The sequence below is a fragment of the Paraburkholderia sp. SG-MS1 genome (assembly GCF_012275575.1).
In the GTDB taxonomy this organism is placed as follows: Bacteria; Pseudomonadota; Gammaproteobacteria; order Burkholderiales; family Burkholderiaceae; genus Paraburkholderia.
Window position 1 is genome coordinate 14,707 of sequence record NZ_NPIH01000216.1, and the last position, 15,894, is coordinate 30,600.

The 15,894-nt window shown below is 61.0% G+C and carries 12 protein-coding genes; 10 read left to right on the top strand and 2 right to left on the bottom strand.

Annotated elements, in window-relative coordinates; all coding sequences use genetic code 11:
- Window positions 1-245: 245 nt before the first annotated feature.
- Window positions 246-1,508, top strand: a complete 1,263-nt coding sequence (locus tag CIC12_RS18195; RefSeq protein ID WP_174772095.1) for a multidrug effflux MFS transporter — start codon at window positions 246-248, stop codon at window positions 1,506-1,508.
- A gap of 73 nt (window positions 1,509-1,581) precedes the next feature.
- Here the strand turns inward: CIC12_RS18195 and CIC12_RS18200 are convergent, their stop codons facing one another.
- Entirely contained in the window at window positions 1,582-2,415 is an 834-nt protein-coding gene (locus CIC12_RS18200; protein ID WP_168665655.1) for a class I SAM-dependent methyltransferase, read from the bottom strand.
- Window positions 2,416-2,917: 502 nt separating this feature from the next.
- Here CIC12_RS18200 and CIC12_RS18205 point away from each other — a divergent pair.
- From CIC12_RS18205 to CIC12_RS18235, 7 genes are all read left to right on the top strand, one after another.
- Window positions 2,918-3,460 (top strand): 2Fe-2S iron-sulfur cluster-binding protein, encoded by a 543-nt coding sequence (locus CIC12_RS18205; protein ID WP_168665590.1) that lies wholly within the window; start codon window positions 2,918-2,920, stop codon window positions 3,458-3,460.
- Window positions 3,461-3,471: 11 nt separating this feature from the next.
- Complete coding sequence (locus CIC12_RS18210; protein ID WP_168665592.1) at window positions 3,472-4,476, top strand: FAD binding domain-containing protein; 1,005 nt, start codon at window positions 3,472-3,474, stop codon at window positions 4,474-4,476.
- A gap of 24 nt (window positions 4,477-4,500) precedes the next feature.
- Window positions 4,501-6,738: a xanthine dehydrogenase family protein molybdopterin-binding subunit gene (locus tag CIC12_RS18215; RefSeq protein ID WP_168665594.1), complete on the top strand. Its 2,238-nt coding sequence runs from the start codon at window positions 4,501-4,503 to the stop codon at window positions 6,736-6,738.
- Between the two features lie 73 nt (window positions 6,739-6,811).
- Window positions 6,812-7,615 (top strand): hypothetical protein, encoded by an 804-nt coding sequence (locus CIC12_RS18220; RefSeq protein ID WP_168665596.1) that lies wholly within the window; start codon window positions 6,812-6,814, stop codon window positions 7,613-7,615.
- A gap of 218 nt (window positions 7,616-7,833) precedes the next feature.
- Window positions 7,834-8,817: a LysR substrate-binding domain-containing protein gene (locus CIC12_RS18225; protein ID WP_168665597.1), complete on the top strand. Its 984-nt coding sequence runs from the start codon at window positions 7,834-7,836 to the stop codon at window positions 8,815-8,817.
- A 430-nt stretch (window positions 8,818-9,247) separates the two neighbouring features.
- Window positions 9,248-10,219 (top strand): ABC transporter substrate-binding protein, encoded by a 972-nt coding sequence (locus CIC12_RS18230; RefSeq protein ID WP_168665599.1) that lies wholly within the window; start codon window positions 9,248-9,250, stop codon window positions 10,217-10,219.
- Window positions 10,220-10,692: 473 nt separating this feature from the next.
- Entirely contained in the window at window positions 10,693-11,799 is a 1,107-nt protein-coding gene (locus CIC12_RS18235) for a porin (protein WP_168665600.1), read from the top strand.
- Window positions 11,800-11,978: 179 nt separating this feature from the next.
- Here the strand turns inward: CIC12_RS18235 and CIC12_RS18240 are convergent, their stop codons facing one another.
- Window positions 11,979-12,995 carry an ABC transporter substrate-binding protein gene (locus CIC12_RS18240; RefSeq protein ID WP_168665602.1) on the bottom strand — a complete coding sequence of 339 codons (1,017 nt, stop codon included), beginning with the start codon at window positions 12,993-12,995 and terminating at the stop codon, window positions 11,979-11,981.
- Window positions 12,996-13,841: 846 nt separating this feature from the next.
- On the opposite strand from CIC12_RS18240, the gene CIC12_RS18245 reads away from it, so the two are divergent.
- Together CIC12_RS18245 and CIC12_RS18250 are read left to right on the top strand one after the other, a co-directional pair.
- Window positions 13,842-14,882: a Bug family tripartite tricarboxylate transporter substrate binding protein gene (locus CIC12_RS18245; protein ID WP_168665604.1), complete on the top strand. Its 1,041-nt coding sequence runs from the start codon at window positions 13,842-13,844 to the stop codon at window positions 14,880-14,882.
- A 128-nt stretch (window positions 14,883-15,010) separates the two neighbouring features.
- On the top strand, window positions 15,011-15,865 hold the full coding sequence (locus CIC12_RS18250) for an amidohydrolase family protein (RefSeq protein WP_168665606.1): 855 nt from the start codon (window positions 15,011-15,013) through the stop codon (window positions 15,863-15,865).
- Window positions 15,866-15,894: the final 29 nt, after the last annotated feature.

Below are 15,894 nucleotides of genomic sequence, written 5' to 3' on the forward strand. Positions count from 1 at the left end.
CATGAAGAGTGAGCCGTTCGGTGCATCGCGCTGCGCTGTCACGCGAAGCCTGGCAATGCTGAAACGCGACGTCAGCGCGTTATGAACCGCCTCGCGCCATCCCCCATCCCATTCCCCCACCAGGGAAATCCCGCGTCTGCACGCAACCACAGGCACAATAGCGTGCAATAACATCGCGCGCACGTCCGGTTCTGCTTTCGAACCAGCCCATGCCGCGCCACCGGCATTTCCCTCTTGATGCAGTCATGACCCACGATAACGCCAACCACGCCGGCATGTCCGCCCCGGCACCGAACTCGCCGCGCTTCCTGCTGATTCTGATCTGCCTGTTCGCTTCCGCAGGACAACTCGCGATCGATATCTACGTGCCTGCGCTGCCCGCCATGGCGCGTTTCTTCGCCACGTCGCCGCAGGCCATTCAGACGAGCGTGACCGGCTATATGGTCGCCTACGCGCTCGGCCAGCTGATTTTTGGGCCCGTCGCCGATGCATATGGCCGCAAGCCCGTGCTGGGGTTTGGGCTCGTCATCTACACGATCGGCTGCCTGCTGTCGCTGGCGGCGCCGAACCTGGAGACGTTCATCCTCGCGCGCTGCCTGCAGGGCTTCGGCATCGCCACCACCAACCTGCTTGCGAAGGCGATCATCACCGATTCGTTCAAGGGCCAGGCGCTGATGCACGCGTTCACCTACATGTCGATTGCGTGGGGGCTTGCGCCGATCGTTGCGCCGGTGATCGGCGCCCATCTCCAGACGTGGTTCGGCTGGCGGGCCTGCCTTGTCTTCCTGCTGGTCTATTCGCTCGTGATGTGGGCGCTGTTGTGGCGCTATCGGGAAACACTGCCGCGGCCCGTGCACCTCGAACCGCGCACGCTGGTCACGAATGCGCGCAAGGTGCTCGCGAGTCCGGTGTTCCAGAGCTGCTTTCTTGCGCAAGGTCTGTGCTACAGCATCCTGCTCGTGTTCAACATCATCGGACCGTTCATGGTGCAGAACACGCTGCATAAGCCACCGACTTTCTTCGGCTATCTCGCGCTCGGCATCGGCATGATGTATTTTCTCGGCGGCCTGTCGAACCGCTTGCACGGTCCGCGTCTGCCGAGCGCGGAAGAGCGGCTGCGCATCGGTGCGCGCCTGATGGCGGCCGCCGCGGTAGCGATGCTCGTGCTTGCGCTGACAATCGGCCTGCGCGTGTGGACCCTCGCCACGCCGGTGCTCGTGATGGGCTTTTGCGCCGGCGCGATGTATCCAACGCTAATGGCCAAGGGCAATTCGCTGTTCCCCCACATCGCGGGGCTGACGAGCGCAATTCTCGGGTGCGCGCTGCTGCTCGTTTCCTCGGCGATGATGGCGCTGGCCGGCTTCGTGTCGGTGCAAATCCTGGCCCCGCTCGCGGTGTTTTTCGTGATCCTCGCGGGCATCGTGGTCCTGATGGTGACGAAGCTGCTGCGCCATCTGGCGCTGGCGCAGCCTGTCGCGGTGGCGCGCGCGGGCGGTGAGATGGTGTGAGAAACAGTGAGTCGGAGAGTGTGTCGCTCCGAACTTCGCGTCGTTGACATGCCGGTCGGCGGTCTGACTTCTCTCATGACCGCTCGATCACGACTTCGAGGTACTCGCTCGGCAGGACGAGCGTCGAGTCCCCCGACCGGTTGCGGCTGCCGATCAATGTCATCAGGTCGTCGAGAAGCGCCGCCTGCCGGTCACCATCGAGTGCGGCAAAGGCCTTGTTCATCGGCCCGTAGTATGTGCGCAATACTTCCATGAAATGCGCCGGTGAATGGTAGCGAAACGTGAAATAGCGGCTAGTCGCGACGATCTGCCGGACTTTTCCGCTAAATAGCGCCTCGAGTCGCGCCTCGGTACCCCAGAGCGCCGGTGACATCACCCCCGCAGGCGGAGGCATGTACTTGCCGATCGTCTTGAAGACCTGTCCGATGAAACTCTCCGGCGTCCAGTTCGCGAGACCGATCTGGCCGCCCCGCTTGCAGACGCGTGCCAGTTCGGCTGCTGCCTTCTCCTGATCCGGGGTGAACATCACGCCGAACGTCGACATGACGACGTCGAAGGAAGCATCGTCGTATGGCAATGCTTCGGCGTCGGCTGTCTGAAACCGTACGGGCAGCCCGTCTGCTCGCGCACGCGCACGCCCTGATTCCAGCAGCGAGCCGACATAGTCGGTGGAGGTGACGTCGCACCACCGGCGCGCGGCGGCGAGCGTTGCGTTGCCGTTGCCTGCGGCGACGTCGAGCACGCGGCTGCCGGCGCGCAAGTCGAGCGCTTCGCAAAGATTCTCGCCCACGATTTGCAGCGTGGTGCCGATGACGGCATAGTTGCCCGTCGACCATGTTGCCTGTTGACGCACCTTGAGGGCGGCGAAGTCTGCGACGGGGGAGAGAGAGGAATCAACAGCGGACATGAATAACTCCTGAAAGCAAAGGGCAGCGGTGCGGGAAGCGTGGTGGCTGCCTGTTTTTGATGACGCCGCGAATTGCACTCCGGGCATGCCCGCGCGACGATCGGGCAAATAAAAAGATGCTCTGCGAAATACGCGAGCAATCAGCAGCCGCAGTCGCCATGTGGTGATGCCGGCGCGTTCGGCAGTTCGTTGTGGAATTTCTTGAGTGCTAGTATTGGGAGGCAAGGCCAGTTAATGAATGACCAGGCGTCCAGATGTTTTGAGCAGGACGCCGAAATTGATCGGTTTCCCGGTGCTGCTGTACGCAAACGCTTTAATTTTCTGCCCCGACTCACGCAGGCATTACGCTTGCTGTACTACCCCTTGCGCTCGCGGGACATGACTCCGCCGCTCAGTCCCTGAACGCCCCACAATCCGCCATCGATCTATAACGGCCCCAATTTCCGCGCGTCTACCGCGAAAGATGCCGATTCCGGCCGCTCTTCCCACGAGGAGAAGCACGATGCAACAAACTGCCTCCACCACCGACACCCCGCATCAGAGCGCCGCGAGCCAAACCAGCCGCCAGTCTTCCGCCGACGCGGCGATGCCCGTCGAGTTGAACGTCAACGGCAACGTCTACAAGCTATTGCTCGATCCGCGCACCACGCTGCTCGACGCGCTGCGCGAACATCTGCACCTGACGGGCACTAAAAAGGGTTGCGATCACGGTCAATGCGGCGCGTGCACCGTGCACGTCAACGGGCGGCGAGTGAATGCGTGCCTGTCGCTCGCAGGCACTCACGCCGGCGACGAAATCGCGACCATCGAAGGTATCGGCCAGCCCGATGCGCTGCATCCGATGCAGGCCGCGTTTGTAGAATGCGACGGCTACCAGTGCGGCTACTGCACGTCGGGCCAGATCATGTCCGCGGTTGCCTTACTCGATGAAGCAGTCGGGCCCGGCGACGCCGACGTGCGCGAAGCGATGAGCGGCAATCTGTGCCGCTGCGGCGCCTATCAGAACATCGTCGCGGCGATTCAGCGCGTGCGCGGCCAGTCCTGAGGAGCGCCATCATGGACATGTTTCAGTTATCGCGCGCCAACGGCGTATCTGACGCGATCGCCGCAGCGGCGGCGTCGGCGACGGCCCAGCAAGGCGCGCAAGTCCGCTTTCTGGCCGGCGGCACGACATTGCTCGATCTCATGAAGCTGAACGTCGAGCGGCCCACGCGTGTCATCGACATCAGCCGTCTGCCGCTAGATCGCATCGAAGCGCTGTCCAACGGCGGCGTGAAGATCGGTTCGACGGCGCGCAACGCGGATCTGGCGTTGCACCCGCTGATTCGCGAGTCTTACGCCGTGCTGTCGCAGGCGTTGCTGGCTGGCGCGTCGGCCCAATTGCGAAACATGGCGACAACCGGCGGCAACCTGCTGCAACGCACGCGCTGCGTCTACTTTCGTGACACCGCGATGCCGTGCAACAAGCGCGATCCGGGCTCGGGATGTCCCGCGATCCAGGGATTCAATCGCACGCTCGCGATTCTTGGCACCAGCGACGCGTGCATCGCCACGAACCCGTCGGACATGAATGTCGCGCTCACCGCGCTCGACGCGACCATTCATATCGAAGGGACCGGCGGTGCGCGCAGTATCGCGATCGACGACTTTTTCCTGTTGCCTGGCGCAACGCCGCAGCGCGAGAACGTGCTCGAACCAGGCGAGCTCATCACGCACGTGACACTGCCGCCGCTGCCAGCGGGCGCACGCTCGGTTTACCTGAAGCTGCGTGATCGCGCGTCGTACGAATTCGCGTTGGCATCGGCTGCGGTCGTCGTGACGCTCGACGGCGGACGCATCGCGCAGGCGCGCGTCGCGCTCGGCGGCGTCGGCACGAGGCCGTGGCATGCGGTTGAAGCGGAGTCGGTATTGCAAGGCGCGACGCCCGACGCTGCAACCTTCCGCAAGGCCGCGGACGCCGCGCTCGCGAACGCGAAGCCGCAAAGCCAGAACGGCTTCAAGGTCGAACTGGCGCGACGCTGCATCGTCCACGCGCTGACCCAGGCCACGGCTACACCCTGAACCGCCGATCAAGAGGAACGCACCATGTCTACTTTGCCCGACTCCGTGCTGTCCGTGATCGGACGGCCCCATGCGCGTGTCGAGGGTCCGCTGAAGGTCAGCGGCGGCGCAACCTATACATCCGATGTCGATTTGCCCGGCTTGCTGATTGCGGTGCCGGTGTGCAGCACGATCGCGAGCGGCCGGCTGATGTCGCTCGACATCGCGGGCGCCGAGGCGATGCCAGGCGTGCACGCGGTGCTGCATCGGGGCAATATCGGCCGCTTCTACCGGATCTCCGGCAATTCGATGGAGACCGGCTACGTCGACGAAGCGCGGCCGCCGTTCGAAGACGACATCATCCGCTACTACGGGCAGTACATCGCGCTCGTGATCGGCGCCACCTTCGAGGCCGCGAGCGCTGCAGCGGCGGCGATCGGCGCGCGCTACGAACTCACGCCGCACGACGTGCGTGATGGCCTCGAACCTGACGACAAGCCCAAGGTCGAGAACGAACGCGGCGATCCGGATTCCGCGTTCGACACGGCGGCAGCGACCCTCGACGCAACCTACGCGACGCCGACCGAAACGCACAATCCGATCGAACTGCATGCGTCGATTGCGCAGTGGGACGGCGAAAACTACACGTTCTACGAGACGACGCAATCCATTTCGATCCACCTCGGCACGCTCTCGCAGATGCTCGGCGTGCCGAAGGAAAAGATCCGGGTGATCTCGCGCTACCTTGGGTCCGGCTTTGGCGGAAAGCTGTGGGTGTGGCCGCACACGCTGCTGGCGGCAGCCGCGACGCGTCAGACCGGTCGCCCGGTAAAGCTGGTCGTGAGCCGCAAGATGATGTTCCAGAACGTCGGCCATCGTCCGGTCACGCAGCAGCGCGTGCGCCTTTCGGCCGAACGCGACGGCAAACTCACGTCGTTGCGGCACGACTACGTCAATCACACCGCGATCGCTGACGACTACCAGGAAAGCTGTGGCGAAGTCACGCCGGTCATCTATAGCACGCCGAACCTGCGCGTGACCTCCGGCCTCGCGCACCGCAACGTCGGCTCGCCTACCGCCATGCGTGGCCCCGGCGCCGTGCCTGGCCTATACGCCATCGAATCGGCGATGAACGAACTCGCGCGCGAGCTGAATCTCGATCCCGTCGAGTTGAGGCTGCGCAATGAACCGCACGCCGACGAAAGCACCGGGTTGCCATTCTCGTCGCGGCATCTCGTCGAGTGTTTGCGCACTGGCGCCGAGCGGTTCGGCTGGTCGCAGCGTAAGCCGGGCATCGGATCGATGCAGCGTGACGGCCTGACGCTAGGCTGGGGCGTCGGCGCCTGCGTCTGGCCGGGCGTGCGCTTTTCCGCTGCGGCCAACGTCGATCTTCGAGAAGACGGCAGCGCCCGGGTGGTGTGCGGCACGCAGGACATCGGCACCGGCACGTACACGGTGCTTGCGCAACTGGTCGCGCAAGAGACCGGCATTCCACTCGAGCGCATCGAGGTCGGTCTCGGCGATTCGTCGTTGCCGCCGGGACCGGTTTCGGGTGGTAGCGCGGTGACGGCATCGGTGGTTCCAGCGGTGTTCGACGCAGTCCGTTCGGCAATCAAGCTGTTGCTATCGCGCGCCGCGGCGGTCGACGGCTCGCCATTCAAAGGCGCGGCGGAAGATACGCTCGCGTTCAGCGCGGGACGTGTGCATCGGAAGGAAGATGCTCCTGAGCGCGGCGTGCCGTTCGGCCAGATTCTCGAAGCAGCGAAAATGCGCGCGGCGTCGGGTAGCGGCAGCGCCACGGGCGGCTTCGACGATCCGCTGAAAAAGCGCTTCTCCATTTATTCATACGGCGCGCACTTCGCCGAGGTCACGTGGCAGCCGGAGATCGCGCGGTTGCGCGTGAGCCGAGTCGTCACGGTGATCGATGGAGGACGCATTGTCAATCCGCGCGCTGCCCGCAACCAGATCGAAGGCGCGGTTGTGATGGGCGTCGGGATGGCCCTGTTCGAGCACACCATGTACGACGCGCGGACGGGCGCACCGATCAATAGCAACCTGGCCGACTACATCATCGCGTCGAATGCGGATACGCCCGAACTCGACGTGACCTTTCTCGATCATCCAGACACCGTGTTCAATGAACTCGGCGTCCGCGGCATTGCGGAAATCGGTCTTGCGGGAATCGCGGCCGCGATTACCGACGCGACGCATCATGCGACCGGTGTGCGGGTGCGCAAGTTGCCGATCATGATTGAAGATCTGCTCGCGGCGGAAAGTGCTTGAGGGCAGTCGGTCATGCAAGTCTCCAGAGGACGATCGACGACCAGGAACTATACTGGGGCACCTGGAGGTTTCAATGACCGATCAAGACAAACTGCATCCGCTACGTCCGCTTCTGAAGAATTGGGTTTGGGAGCATGGCCATATCGGCACTCGCTATCTGGATTGCGTTGATGGCCAGATGAAGTTTGATGAAGGCAAGAAATCGCGGTTCGCCGCTGAAAAATATATCTATGTACCGCTTGATCAGGACGTTGCAGATGATGCATCCGTGGATGGTCCCGCTATTCAGGAGGCGGGACTCGCGCGGTTTTTGCGGGCCGCGCAGTTGGGCAAGCCAGAGGAGGCCGGCTCTGTCGCGGAGGTTCAGCGCGCGGTGCAGGACTGCGTGGAACTCGGCCTGTTCAGCGCATATCAATGGCAAGCTCAGGAAGCATTGGCCCGCTATACGCAGGAGCCAATGTTCGACGACGAAATTCGGGCGGCGGTTGTTGACGACATCCGGCGTATCTACTCCGGTATGCGGGACCAACTGGCGTTGTACGATTTCAGTGTGCTGTATGGGTTGTCCATGCCGCTGCTTATCAGCGATACGCCGTTCATCGACTGGCGAGTAGGCGCGAGTCCGGCACTTCCGTTTGTATCGCTGCCACTGGGACCTTACTGCCTGCTGGTAGGCGCGCCCTCGGGCAGGAGTAGCCGGGTTGGTCCGGTGGTATGGAAGGCTGCCAGCGCAATGGGCCCGCTGAAGGACCACAATCGGCTTATCGCGGAGCGCGCGCGTTTGTGGCTCGTGGCGACCACTGACGATCAACTCGTTGCCGTACAAAGCCGCCTCGCTGTGACATCGGACGCGAAGAGAAAGGATGCGAAGCCTTGACTGACGTGTGCGAAGTGCTGTGGTGAACGGGTCATCGCTCGTCGCTTCACCCGGGCGTTCGCACAGAGGCCTCGCGCCGCAAACGGCCACTTGATCGGTGGAGGCGAGCGTTGCCTTGGCCGCGGGCGTCAATCGTCGAGGTCAAGGACGCGAACTTCCTCACGGTAAAATGTCACATCGAGCAGGGCGCTATATACGGACACGAATACGGAGACCTGATGAGTCAATTGGACTGGTATCTAACGGCGAATTTGAAGGCGCGCCACTTGCGGTTGATCGTAGCGGTGAATGATTTTCGTAATCTGAGTGAGGTTGCGTCGAACTCTTTCATTACGGTATCTGCGGTCTCAAAGGCACTGAGCGAAATTGAGGGCGCACTGGGTGTCAAACTTTTCGAACGCACTGTGAATGGATTGAGGCCGACGGCATACGGCGAATGTGTTGTCCGCCATGCGCGCGTTCTGCTCAGTAATCTGAGTCGTGTGGCGGAAGAGATCAAAGCGTTGCAGACGGGGCGTGCTGGAAAAGTCAATGTCGGCGCGTTGCCCAGTTTGATTCCTACGATCATGCCTAAGGCGCTCGCCCTGCTCAAGAAGCAGTCGCCGCACGCGAACGTATCGATATTCGAAGGGCCGATGACCACGCTGTTGCAGGATCTGCGCCGGGGCGAACTGGATCTCGTGGTGGGACGCCTGCCGAATCAATCGGTGATGGTCGGCTTGCAGGATACGGTTCTCATGAACTCCCAGGTCAAGCTGGTGACCGGGCCCCATCATCCGCTGGTCGGAAGAAAGAATCTGCAGTGGAAAGATCTGGAGGACTTTCCGTGGGTGCTCCCGCCGCCTGGGTCCTTGCTGCGAGAACCGATCGAAAGCACGTTCGCCCGTAACGGCATGTCTATGCCGCTCAATTACATCGAGACCTTATCGGCGCATCTTATCCGCGCCTACATTCAATCTGAGGACGCGATCGCGCTCTACACGATCGATATCCAGTATCCGTACGCTGCGGTCAGTCCGATCCACGTGTTGCCGTTGGATCCTGGTTTTGTCAGAGCGCCGCTCGGCGCCGCCTGGAGAGCGGACAAGCCGCTCGTGCCCAGTGCGACGCTAATGCTACGCTGCCTTGAAGAAGTGAGCCCGTTGCTGATGTCGACTGAGGTCGAACATGCGCTTGCTGACGTGAACGCAGAGCAACGGTAATTCACCACGTGCTGGCCATCACGGGTCAGCCTCGATAGTCTCCGATGCAACCGCGCGGCGCGTCACCAACGGTGTCGCCAGTTCTCTGCGCCCGATTGACGCCCCGCGATACCTCGTCTATTCCCCACGTTTTACCGTCTGGTTAAGTCTGACGTAATTTTATTCAATCGACTCGACGGCCGCTGACTGGCAACATCCGGGTCGCCCAACAGCCGAACATTTGTAGAGAACGTGAACCACGGTCTTGACTTCTCGGCGCTGGCTACCAGGCCCAATCCGGTACGCCAGGCGGTTCGTGGCAACGCGTCGCGCGCGGCGAGCTGGCCGCGCGACGCAGGAAACGAATGCTTTGCGCCACCACCCTGGAGTGCCAGGCGCCGGACGCTGCGCGAGCATCCGTTCTCCATAACCCAGCATTCAGGAGAGACATATGTCAGCAAAGGTTCATCTCAAGATCGCAATCGCCGACCATCCGCAAACGTCCGCCGTCCGCAACGGCTCCATCCCCATCGAGGGCGTGGAGGCTGAATTCGTCACCGTCAAGCCGCAGATCGGCGCGTTCCGGCGCATGGTGCGCGACGTCGAGTTCGACGTTTGCGAGTTGGCGCCCACGACCTACATCATTGCCCGAGCCTATGGCGCACCGTTTGTCGCGTTGCCTATCTTCGTAGTGCGCCGCTTTCATCATGGCGGCCTGCTGGTTCGTCCTGACGCGGGAATCAGGACGCCGAAGGATCTGGAGGGGAAAAAAGTAGGCGTGCGTGCCTATTCGGTGACGACCGGAGTATGGACGCGACAGGTGCTGATCGACGAGTTCGGTCTCGATTCATCGAAGGTGACCTGGGTGGTCGATGACGAAGAGCACGTCACGCAACTCAAGCTGCCGTCGAACGTCATTCATGCGCCGCCGGGCACCTCGCTTGCCGCGATGATGGCGAGCGGCGAACTGTCGGCGGGTTTCGGTGCTAACGCAGGCATCGGCCGCACCGGCGATCCCACCGGTGGATGGAAGGAAGTCGCAGCCGACTATCCCGATCTGCTGTCCAACGCGACTGAACTGGAAAGCGAGTACTACGCCCGCACCGGCGTCTATCCGATGCACGGCACGATCGTCGTCAAGGACGCGGTACTGGCCGCGAATCCGTGGGTCGCGAAATCGATCTTCAACGCATTCACGCAGGCGAAGCAGGACTGGTTGGCGCGTCTTGATGCAGGTGAGGATCTCAGTGCCGGTGACAACAAATACCTGAAGCTACGCAAGATCGTTGGTCACGATCCGCTGCCGTACGGTATCGAGGAGAACCGCAAGACCATCGAAGCGCTCGAAGCCACGGCGTTCAAACAGGGTCTTACGCCGCGTCGAATGTCCATGGACGAACTGTTCGTCGATCCCCGCGTCTGAACAAGCGTCTCAAGTCCGCTTTCCAGCATCATCCCGCAGCGTGACCTCGAGTCATGCCGGGGTGAATCATGTCCGCCTGCTTCAGGTTGTTGCCGAAGGCGGATATCTTCCTTTTTTCGTTCCTTTTTCCATTCCTTTTACCAACGCGTTTGCCAAATCGCGGGGCCTGCCCGCGTCATGATGATCATCGATCGGCTTGATGAGTCACGTGGTCCAGGCGCCTCGCCCCGGACAGGCGGCCTGCAAATTTTTTCACGAGTGGGATAACGCGCGCAGCCCTTTCGCCACAGTAAGCTTGACCATCCGCTCAAGCCTCGACCCGCTTTTTTCAATAGACCTGCGGCGTCAAGCTCGCAAAAATTGCGGTGCTTCATTCAATAAACAAACCGGAGACACCGCGATCCAGCCCGAGACGACTTCCGTCTCTGGCGCGCCACAACAGTGGATCGCGGATTAAGGAGACAGAAGCGGATATGAACTACAGGATTGCATTGTGCGCGTGTGTGACACTGCTGGGTGTCTCACCGGCACGGGCTCAACAGAGCGACACAAGCTCGGTCACCCTGTATGGTTTGATCGATCAGGGTGTGGAGTACCGCAACAACGCGGCCATGGGTAAGACCACTGCCGACAGTTTTCGCATGGCATCAGGCACGGCTACTTCGTACTTCGGATTCCGCGGTACCGAGAATCTGGGCGGCGGTTTGCAAGCCATATGGGATTTGCAGGGCGGCTTTGCGCCGAATAACGGCACGTCGAGTCAGGGAGGACGATTGTTCGGGCGGCAAGCCTATGTCGGCCTGAATGGTGACTTTGGACGCTTGACGTTCGGCCGACAGTACACCATGCGTTTTTTTGCCACCTCGCCTTCCAATCCGTTCGGGACGGGCGCTCAAGGTATCACCACGCTGGATAACGGTGTTGCCAATGCTCGCGCCGATAATTCGATCAGTTACCGCTACATCTACAATGGATTTGAAGCCGGAGTGAACTGGAGCTTCGGCAGGGACGCCGTCGCCGGCAACAGTGCGCCGGCAACGAATTGCCCTGGCGAAACGACCCCGTCAAAGCAATGCAGGGAATGGTCGGTATTGCTCAAATACGACAACAAGATTTGGGGCGTAGCGACTGCTTATGAGAGAAACTATGGTGGCACTTCAGCGACGTGGGGTGGTCTCACTTCGCCGGATCTGACGGATAGCCGGTTTATTCTGGGTGGCTATTTCCACCTCTATAAGGCCAAGCTTGGAGCCGGTTGGATAAAGCGCATCGACGAAGGCATTGCGACGCCGAGAAGCAACTTGTTCTGGGTTTCCGGCACGGTACCCGTTACGCCGTTCTTTTACATCGACGGCATGCTGGCGCAACTCAAATACGAGCATTCGCCAAACAAGGCGCTTGTGGAGGTATTGCGCGCGTCCTACCACCTGTCAAAGAGCACTTTCGTTTATCTGACTGGTGAGCACATCAATAACGGTGGCACGCTCGCGCTTTCAGCGTCCACCATTACACCGGTCGTTGGCCCGCCGGCGGGTGGCGCGCAAATCTCCGTGATTGCGGGTATCAGGCACGTGTTCTGAGGGCGCTAGAGAGGGGCCTGCACGGTTCTTTATTGCCTGGCCGCTATGGAATGCGCGGCTAGAAAGATGGAACAGCATGAGCCCTCCCGTCTTTCTGCCATTCACAGGGAGGAACTCGCAGCCCCACGGGCCAGAAGCAGCCGTGGCTCGGAATGCCATTCCTTCGCGCCATGGCTGCTTCAGGCACGTAACTTTGCCGCCTCTCTTGCCGCCGACATGTCCGCCACTTTGGCGATGGCTTGCTTGCGCTTCAGGCTGCCGACTCCAATATCCATGTCCTGCAGATAAGCGATGTCGCCGTCGCTCAGCGACAAATCTCTGGAGTAGGGCCGCTGGATCTGATTGAAGTCCCAGACTGCCTGCGCAGAGGCCTTGTCAAATCTCTTCTGGGCGCGCCGACGAGCTTCGAAGAAGGCGTCGTGCGCTGTCGGCGACATGAGGTGATCGTAGAGTGCGCCGTAAGCCGCCATTACCGCGACCAATTCCTCGTGCTTGTCCCTGATCGCTGAGTCGGAAGCATAAGCGGTCTGGAAGATGAATTTGGGGAGCGCCTGCCACATGTTGGCCCCGCTGACCGCCACCAACCCATCGTCGTCGTTCAGATGCGAGACACTCGAACAGCAGGCATCGGCCTCCCTCGTTACGACCGCCTCATGACATTCATCGTTACTTCCCTTGTTGACGAAGTTCACCAGCGAAGGGTCGATGTTCGCTTCTCTCAGGAGCTGCAGCATGGTCATGTGCAACAAGCCCTTGGCGGGACCGATCGCGACCGATTTGCCTTGGAGATCGGCGAGCGTGTTGATACCGTCGGGCCTCGCGAAAACCGTCAGTGCGCACTTTCTCATTCCGGCACCGACGATCTTGACCTGGGCACCTCGTGCGATTTTGGGTAGCACCATGTTGTAGCCCGACACCATGCAGACATCCGCGGCGCCAGAGGCAATCGCATCGAATGGACCGCTGACGCCAGGGACCTCGACGATGCGTGCGTTAGCGCCGACTTTCTTCAGATAGCCCTGCTGTTCCATCAACGTGTTCAGCGTCGCGTTTTCCAACCCCGGGTTACTGACGACCCTAAGCTGGGTCGCGCCGGCTCGGGCAATATACGGCGCGGCAAATTGGCCGGTGGCAAGGCTTAGGCCTAGAAGTCCGGTGCCGCGCAGAAATTGGCGGCGGTTTAAGGTTTGCGACATGGGCAGTCTCCGTGCACCGGTTAAGTCGGCGAGTTGTATTGAGCAGTGGTTGTGGAGCGCCCCGCGATCCGCGAGAGCCTATACGGGCATTGCGAACGGCAGGCACGGCCAGGTGTGTGCGGTGCGGCTAGTTCTGGAAGACTCGTCGAAGACTTCACACGCCGACGGCGAGTCTGTCGAACGGTCCCAGTGATTTGAACCCCGGGATCTTGCGCGCAAGTTGCCCGTCGGTCGATTGAATAAAACGACTTCAAACTTAACCAGTTCGTAAAACCTGCGGAAGGTACACGATGTGTCGGAGCTTGATTGGTATTGACCATCCTGCATCATGGCCTGCGACGACCTCAGGATTCCAGGTTCGGCGGTCCATGTTGGCATGCTGCCGGACTCGGCCACGGCGCTGCTGCCGCAGGCGCTCAACCTGCTGAAGCAGCGCTCGGCGGTGCCAAGGTGCCGGTCGAAGGAACCATGGGGTTGCCGCTACCCGAGTTTTGACGAGGGAACAGGACCGGGTCGTCGGCAGCCGGCCGCGATGCAGCTACAAAGGGAATAAGCCCGACAGTCGCGGCCGCGAGGCCGGACGTCAGCATACGCGCATCCTGCCGTCTTTCCGACTGACCCTGCAGGGCTGGTCGGATGCTGCCATCATTCCTTTTAACGCAGCTTGACCATTTGCTCAAGAGCAGCCCAGTTTTTATCAATTGACCTGAAGCGGCACACTGGCAAAAATTCGTTGGGTTGATTCAATAACGAATAGCGACGACGTGACCCGCCATTGGTAGCGGTGACCGTCACCGGCTTGCCGTGATGGCGGGTCGCGCAACACTATCGGAGACATGCAGAGCTATGAACTACAGGACCGCACTACGCACTTTCGCGGTGCTGATGAGTCTTGCCACGACGGCGGTTGCTGCGCCGGCTTCTGATCAGTCGGCTGAAAAGTTCTATAGCGGAAAGACCGTCACGCTGCTTGTCAGCGCCGATGCAGGCACGCCGACCGATATCATCGCGCGGCAATTTGCGCGCTTCTTCATGAAGTACATGCCGGGGCATCCGCAGGCGGTGGTCATGAACGTGGTCGGGGCTGGCGGTATGGTCGCTGCGGCTTCGCTTCAGTCCAGGCAGCCCAATGACGGCACCGTGATTGGCTTCCTTCAGCGCAACAACCTTTATATTCCGCTGCTCGATCCGAGGCAGAGCAGATTCGACCCGAGAAAAGTGCGGTGGCTTGGTAGTCTGAACAAGGTCGACTACTGCATGGTCGCGATGACCCGATCCGGCGTGACCACCGCCGGTGATCTGTTCAAAAAGAAGATGTTCAGCGGCGCGACCGGGTTCTCCAACGAGGATCGAACGCTGCCGGCTCTGCTGAACAAGTACCTTGGCACCAAGATGAGCATCGTTCCTGGTTATACGGGACGAGGCGAGGTGTATCTTGCGATGCAGCGTGGCGAAGTCGACGGTTGGGCCTCTACCGTTGACGGGTTGAAGCAGGGCGATCCGGTACGGCTGCTAGCCAATGGAAAGATGAAAGTCCTCCTGGAACTCGGCTGGAAAAGCCCACCTGAGTTTCCCGATGTGCCGAACCTGAGCTCCTATATCACCAACCCGGAGGTCAAGGCGGTCTTCAATCTGTTCCTGCTACCTTTCGAGGCGGGTCGGCCCATCGCGGTGCCTCAAGGTGTGCCTCCCGATCGTCTTGCAGCGCTGCGCTCGGCCTTCTCAAGGACGATCGCGGATCCCGAGTTCGACGCGACGATGAAAAGCGCCGGGTTCCCGATCGATCCGATCGACGGCGACGCGGTAGAGCAGATAGTCAGCAAGCTGTACGCCACGCCCGAGCCGCAACTGGAGAGCGCCCGTCAGCTCATCTTCAGCCCCGAGTGACAGGCAACCGGGGCATGCGGGCCCCGGTTCCAGACCCCACGTTTTCTGATCTGCTGCTGACGTAGCCAGAAGAATGTCATGCATCCGTTCTGGATGATTTACGTAACAATAGTTAGAGATACTGATAAATGAAACCGGAAATAATCGATATTCATCCCCATATCATTTCGACGGACACGGTCCGCTATCCTATCGCTCCCCAGCACGGCCATCGCTCGAACTGGTCTGCTACGCGCCCGGTCACGTTCGAACAGATGATCGCCGAGATGAGTGAGGCTGGAGTTGCGAAGGCTGCAATCGTGCATTCTTCGACGACCTATGGGCACAACAACTCTTATGTAGCTGACTGCGTGGCGCAGCAGCCGAAGCGATTCACGGGTGTCTATTCTTTCGATCTGCTGGCACCCGACGCGCTGAATACTTTCGACTACTGGCTGGCCCGCGGCATGGGCGGAATTCGACTTTTCACCGGTGGCGCGACGCATCAGGGTGACGGGCGCTGGCTGGTCGATCCGGCGACTTTCCCGATCTGGGAGCGTTGTTCGGAGATCGGCATGACCATGGTGGTCCAGACGACGCTGAGCGGTGTGCCGATGGTGGCCGAACTGGCGGCGCGCTTTCCCAACGTGAGAATCGCGGTCGATCACTGCGCGCGGCCGGTCCTCGAGGGCGGGCCGCCGTATGCCGCCTGCGCGGAGTTGTTCGAACTGGCGAAGTTTGACAACGTCTATATGAAGATCACGCCGCGTACCTTCGACCTGGCGCAGGCGTCGCCGGGCGGAGCAGAGGCGTTCTTTCCCCATCTCGTGAAGGTGTTCGGCGCGGATCATCTCGCTTTTGGCTCGAACTATCCGGCCTCGGCGGGGCCGCTCAAGACGCTGATCGATCAGGGGCATGCCTGTTTCGTGTCTCTCAGCGAGGACGACCGTGCTTGGATCTGGGGCCGCACCGCGCGAATCCTGTATCCCTCTCTCGCCGATTAGAGCCTGTAACGTGCCGAAGAGACAGGTGC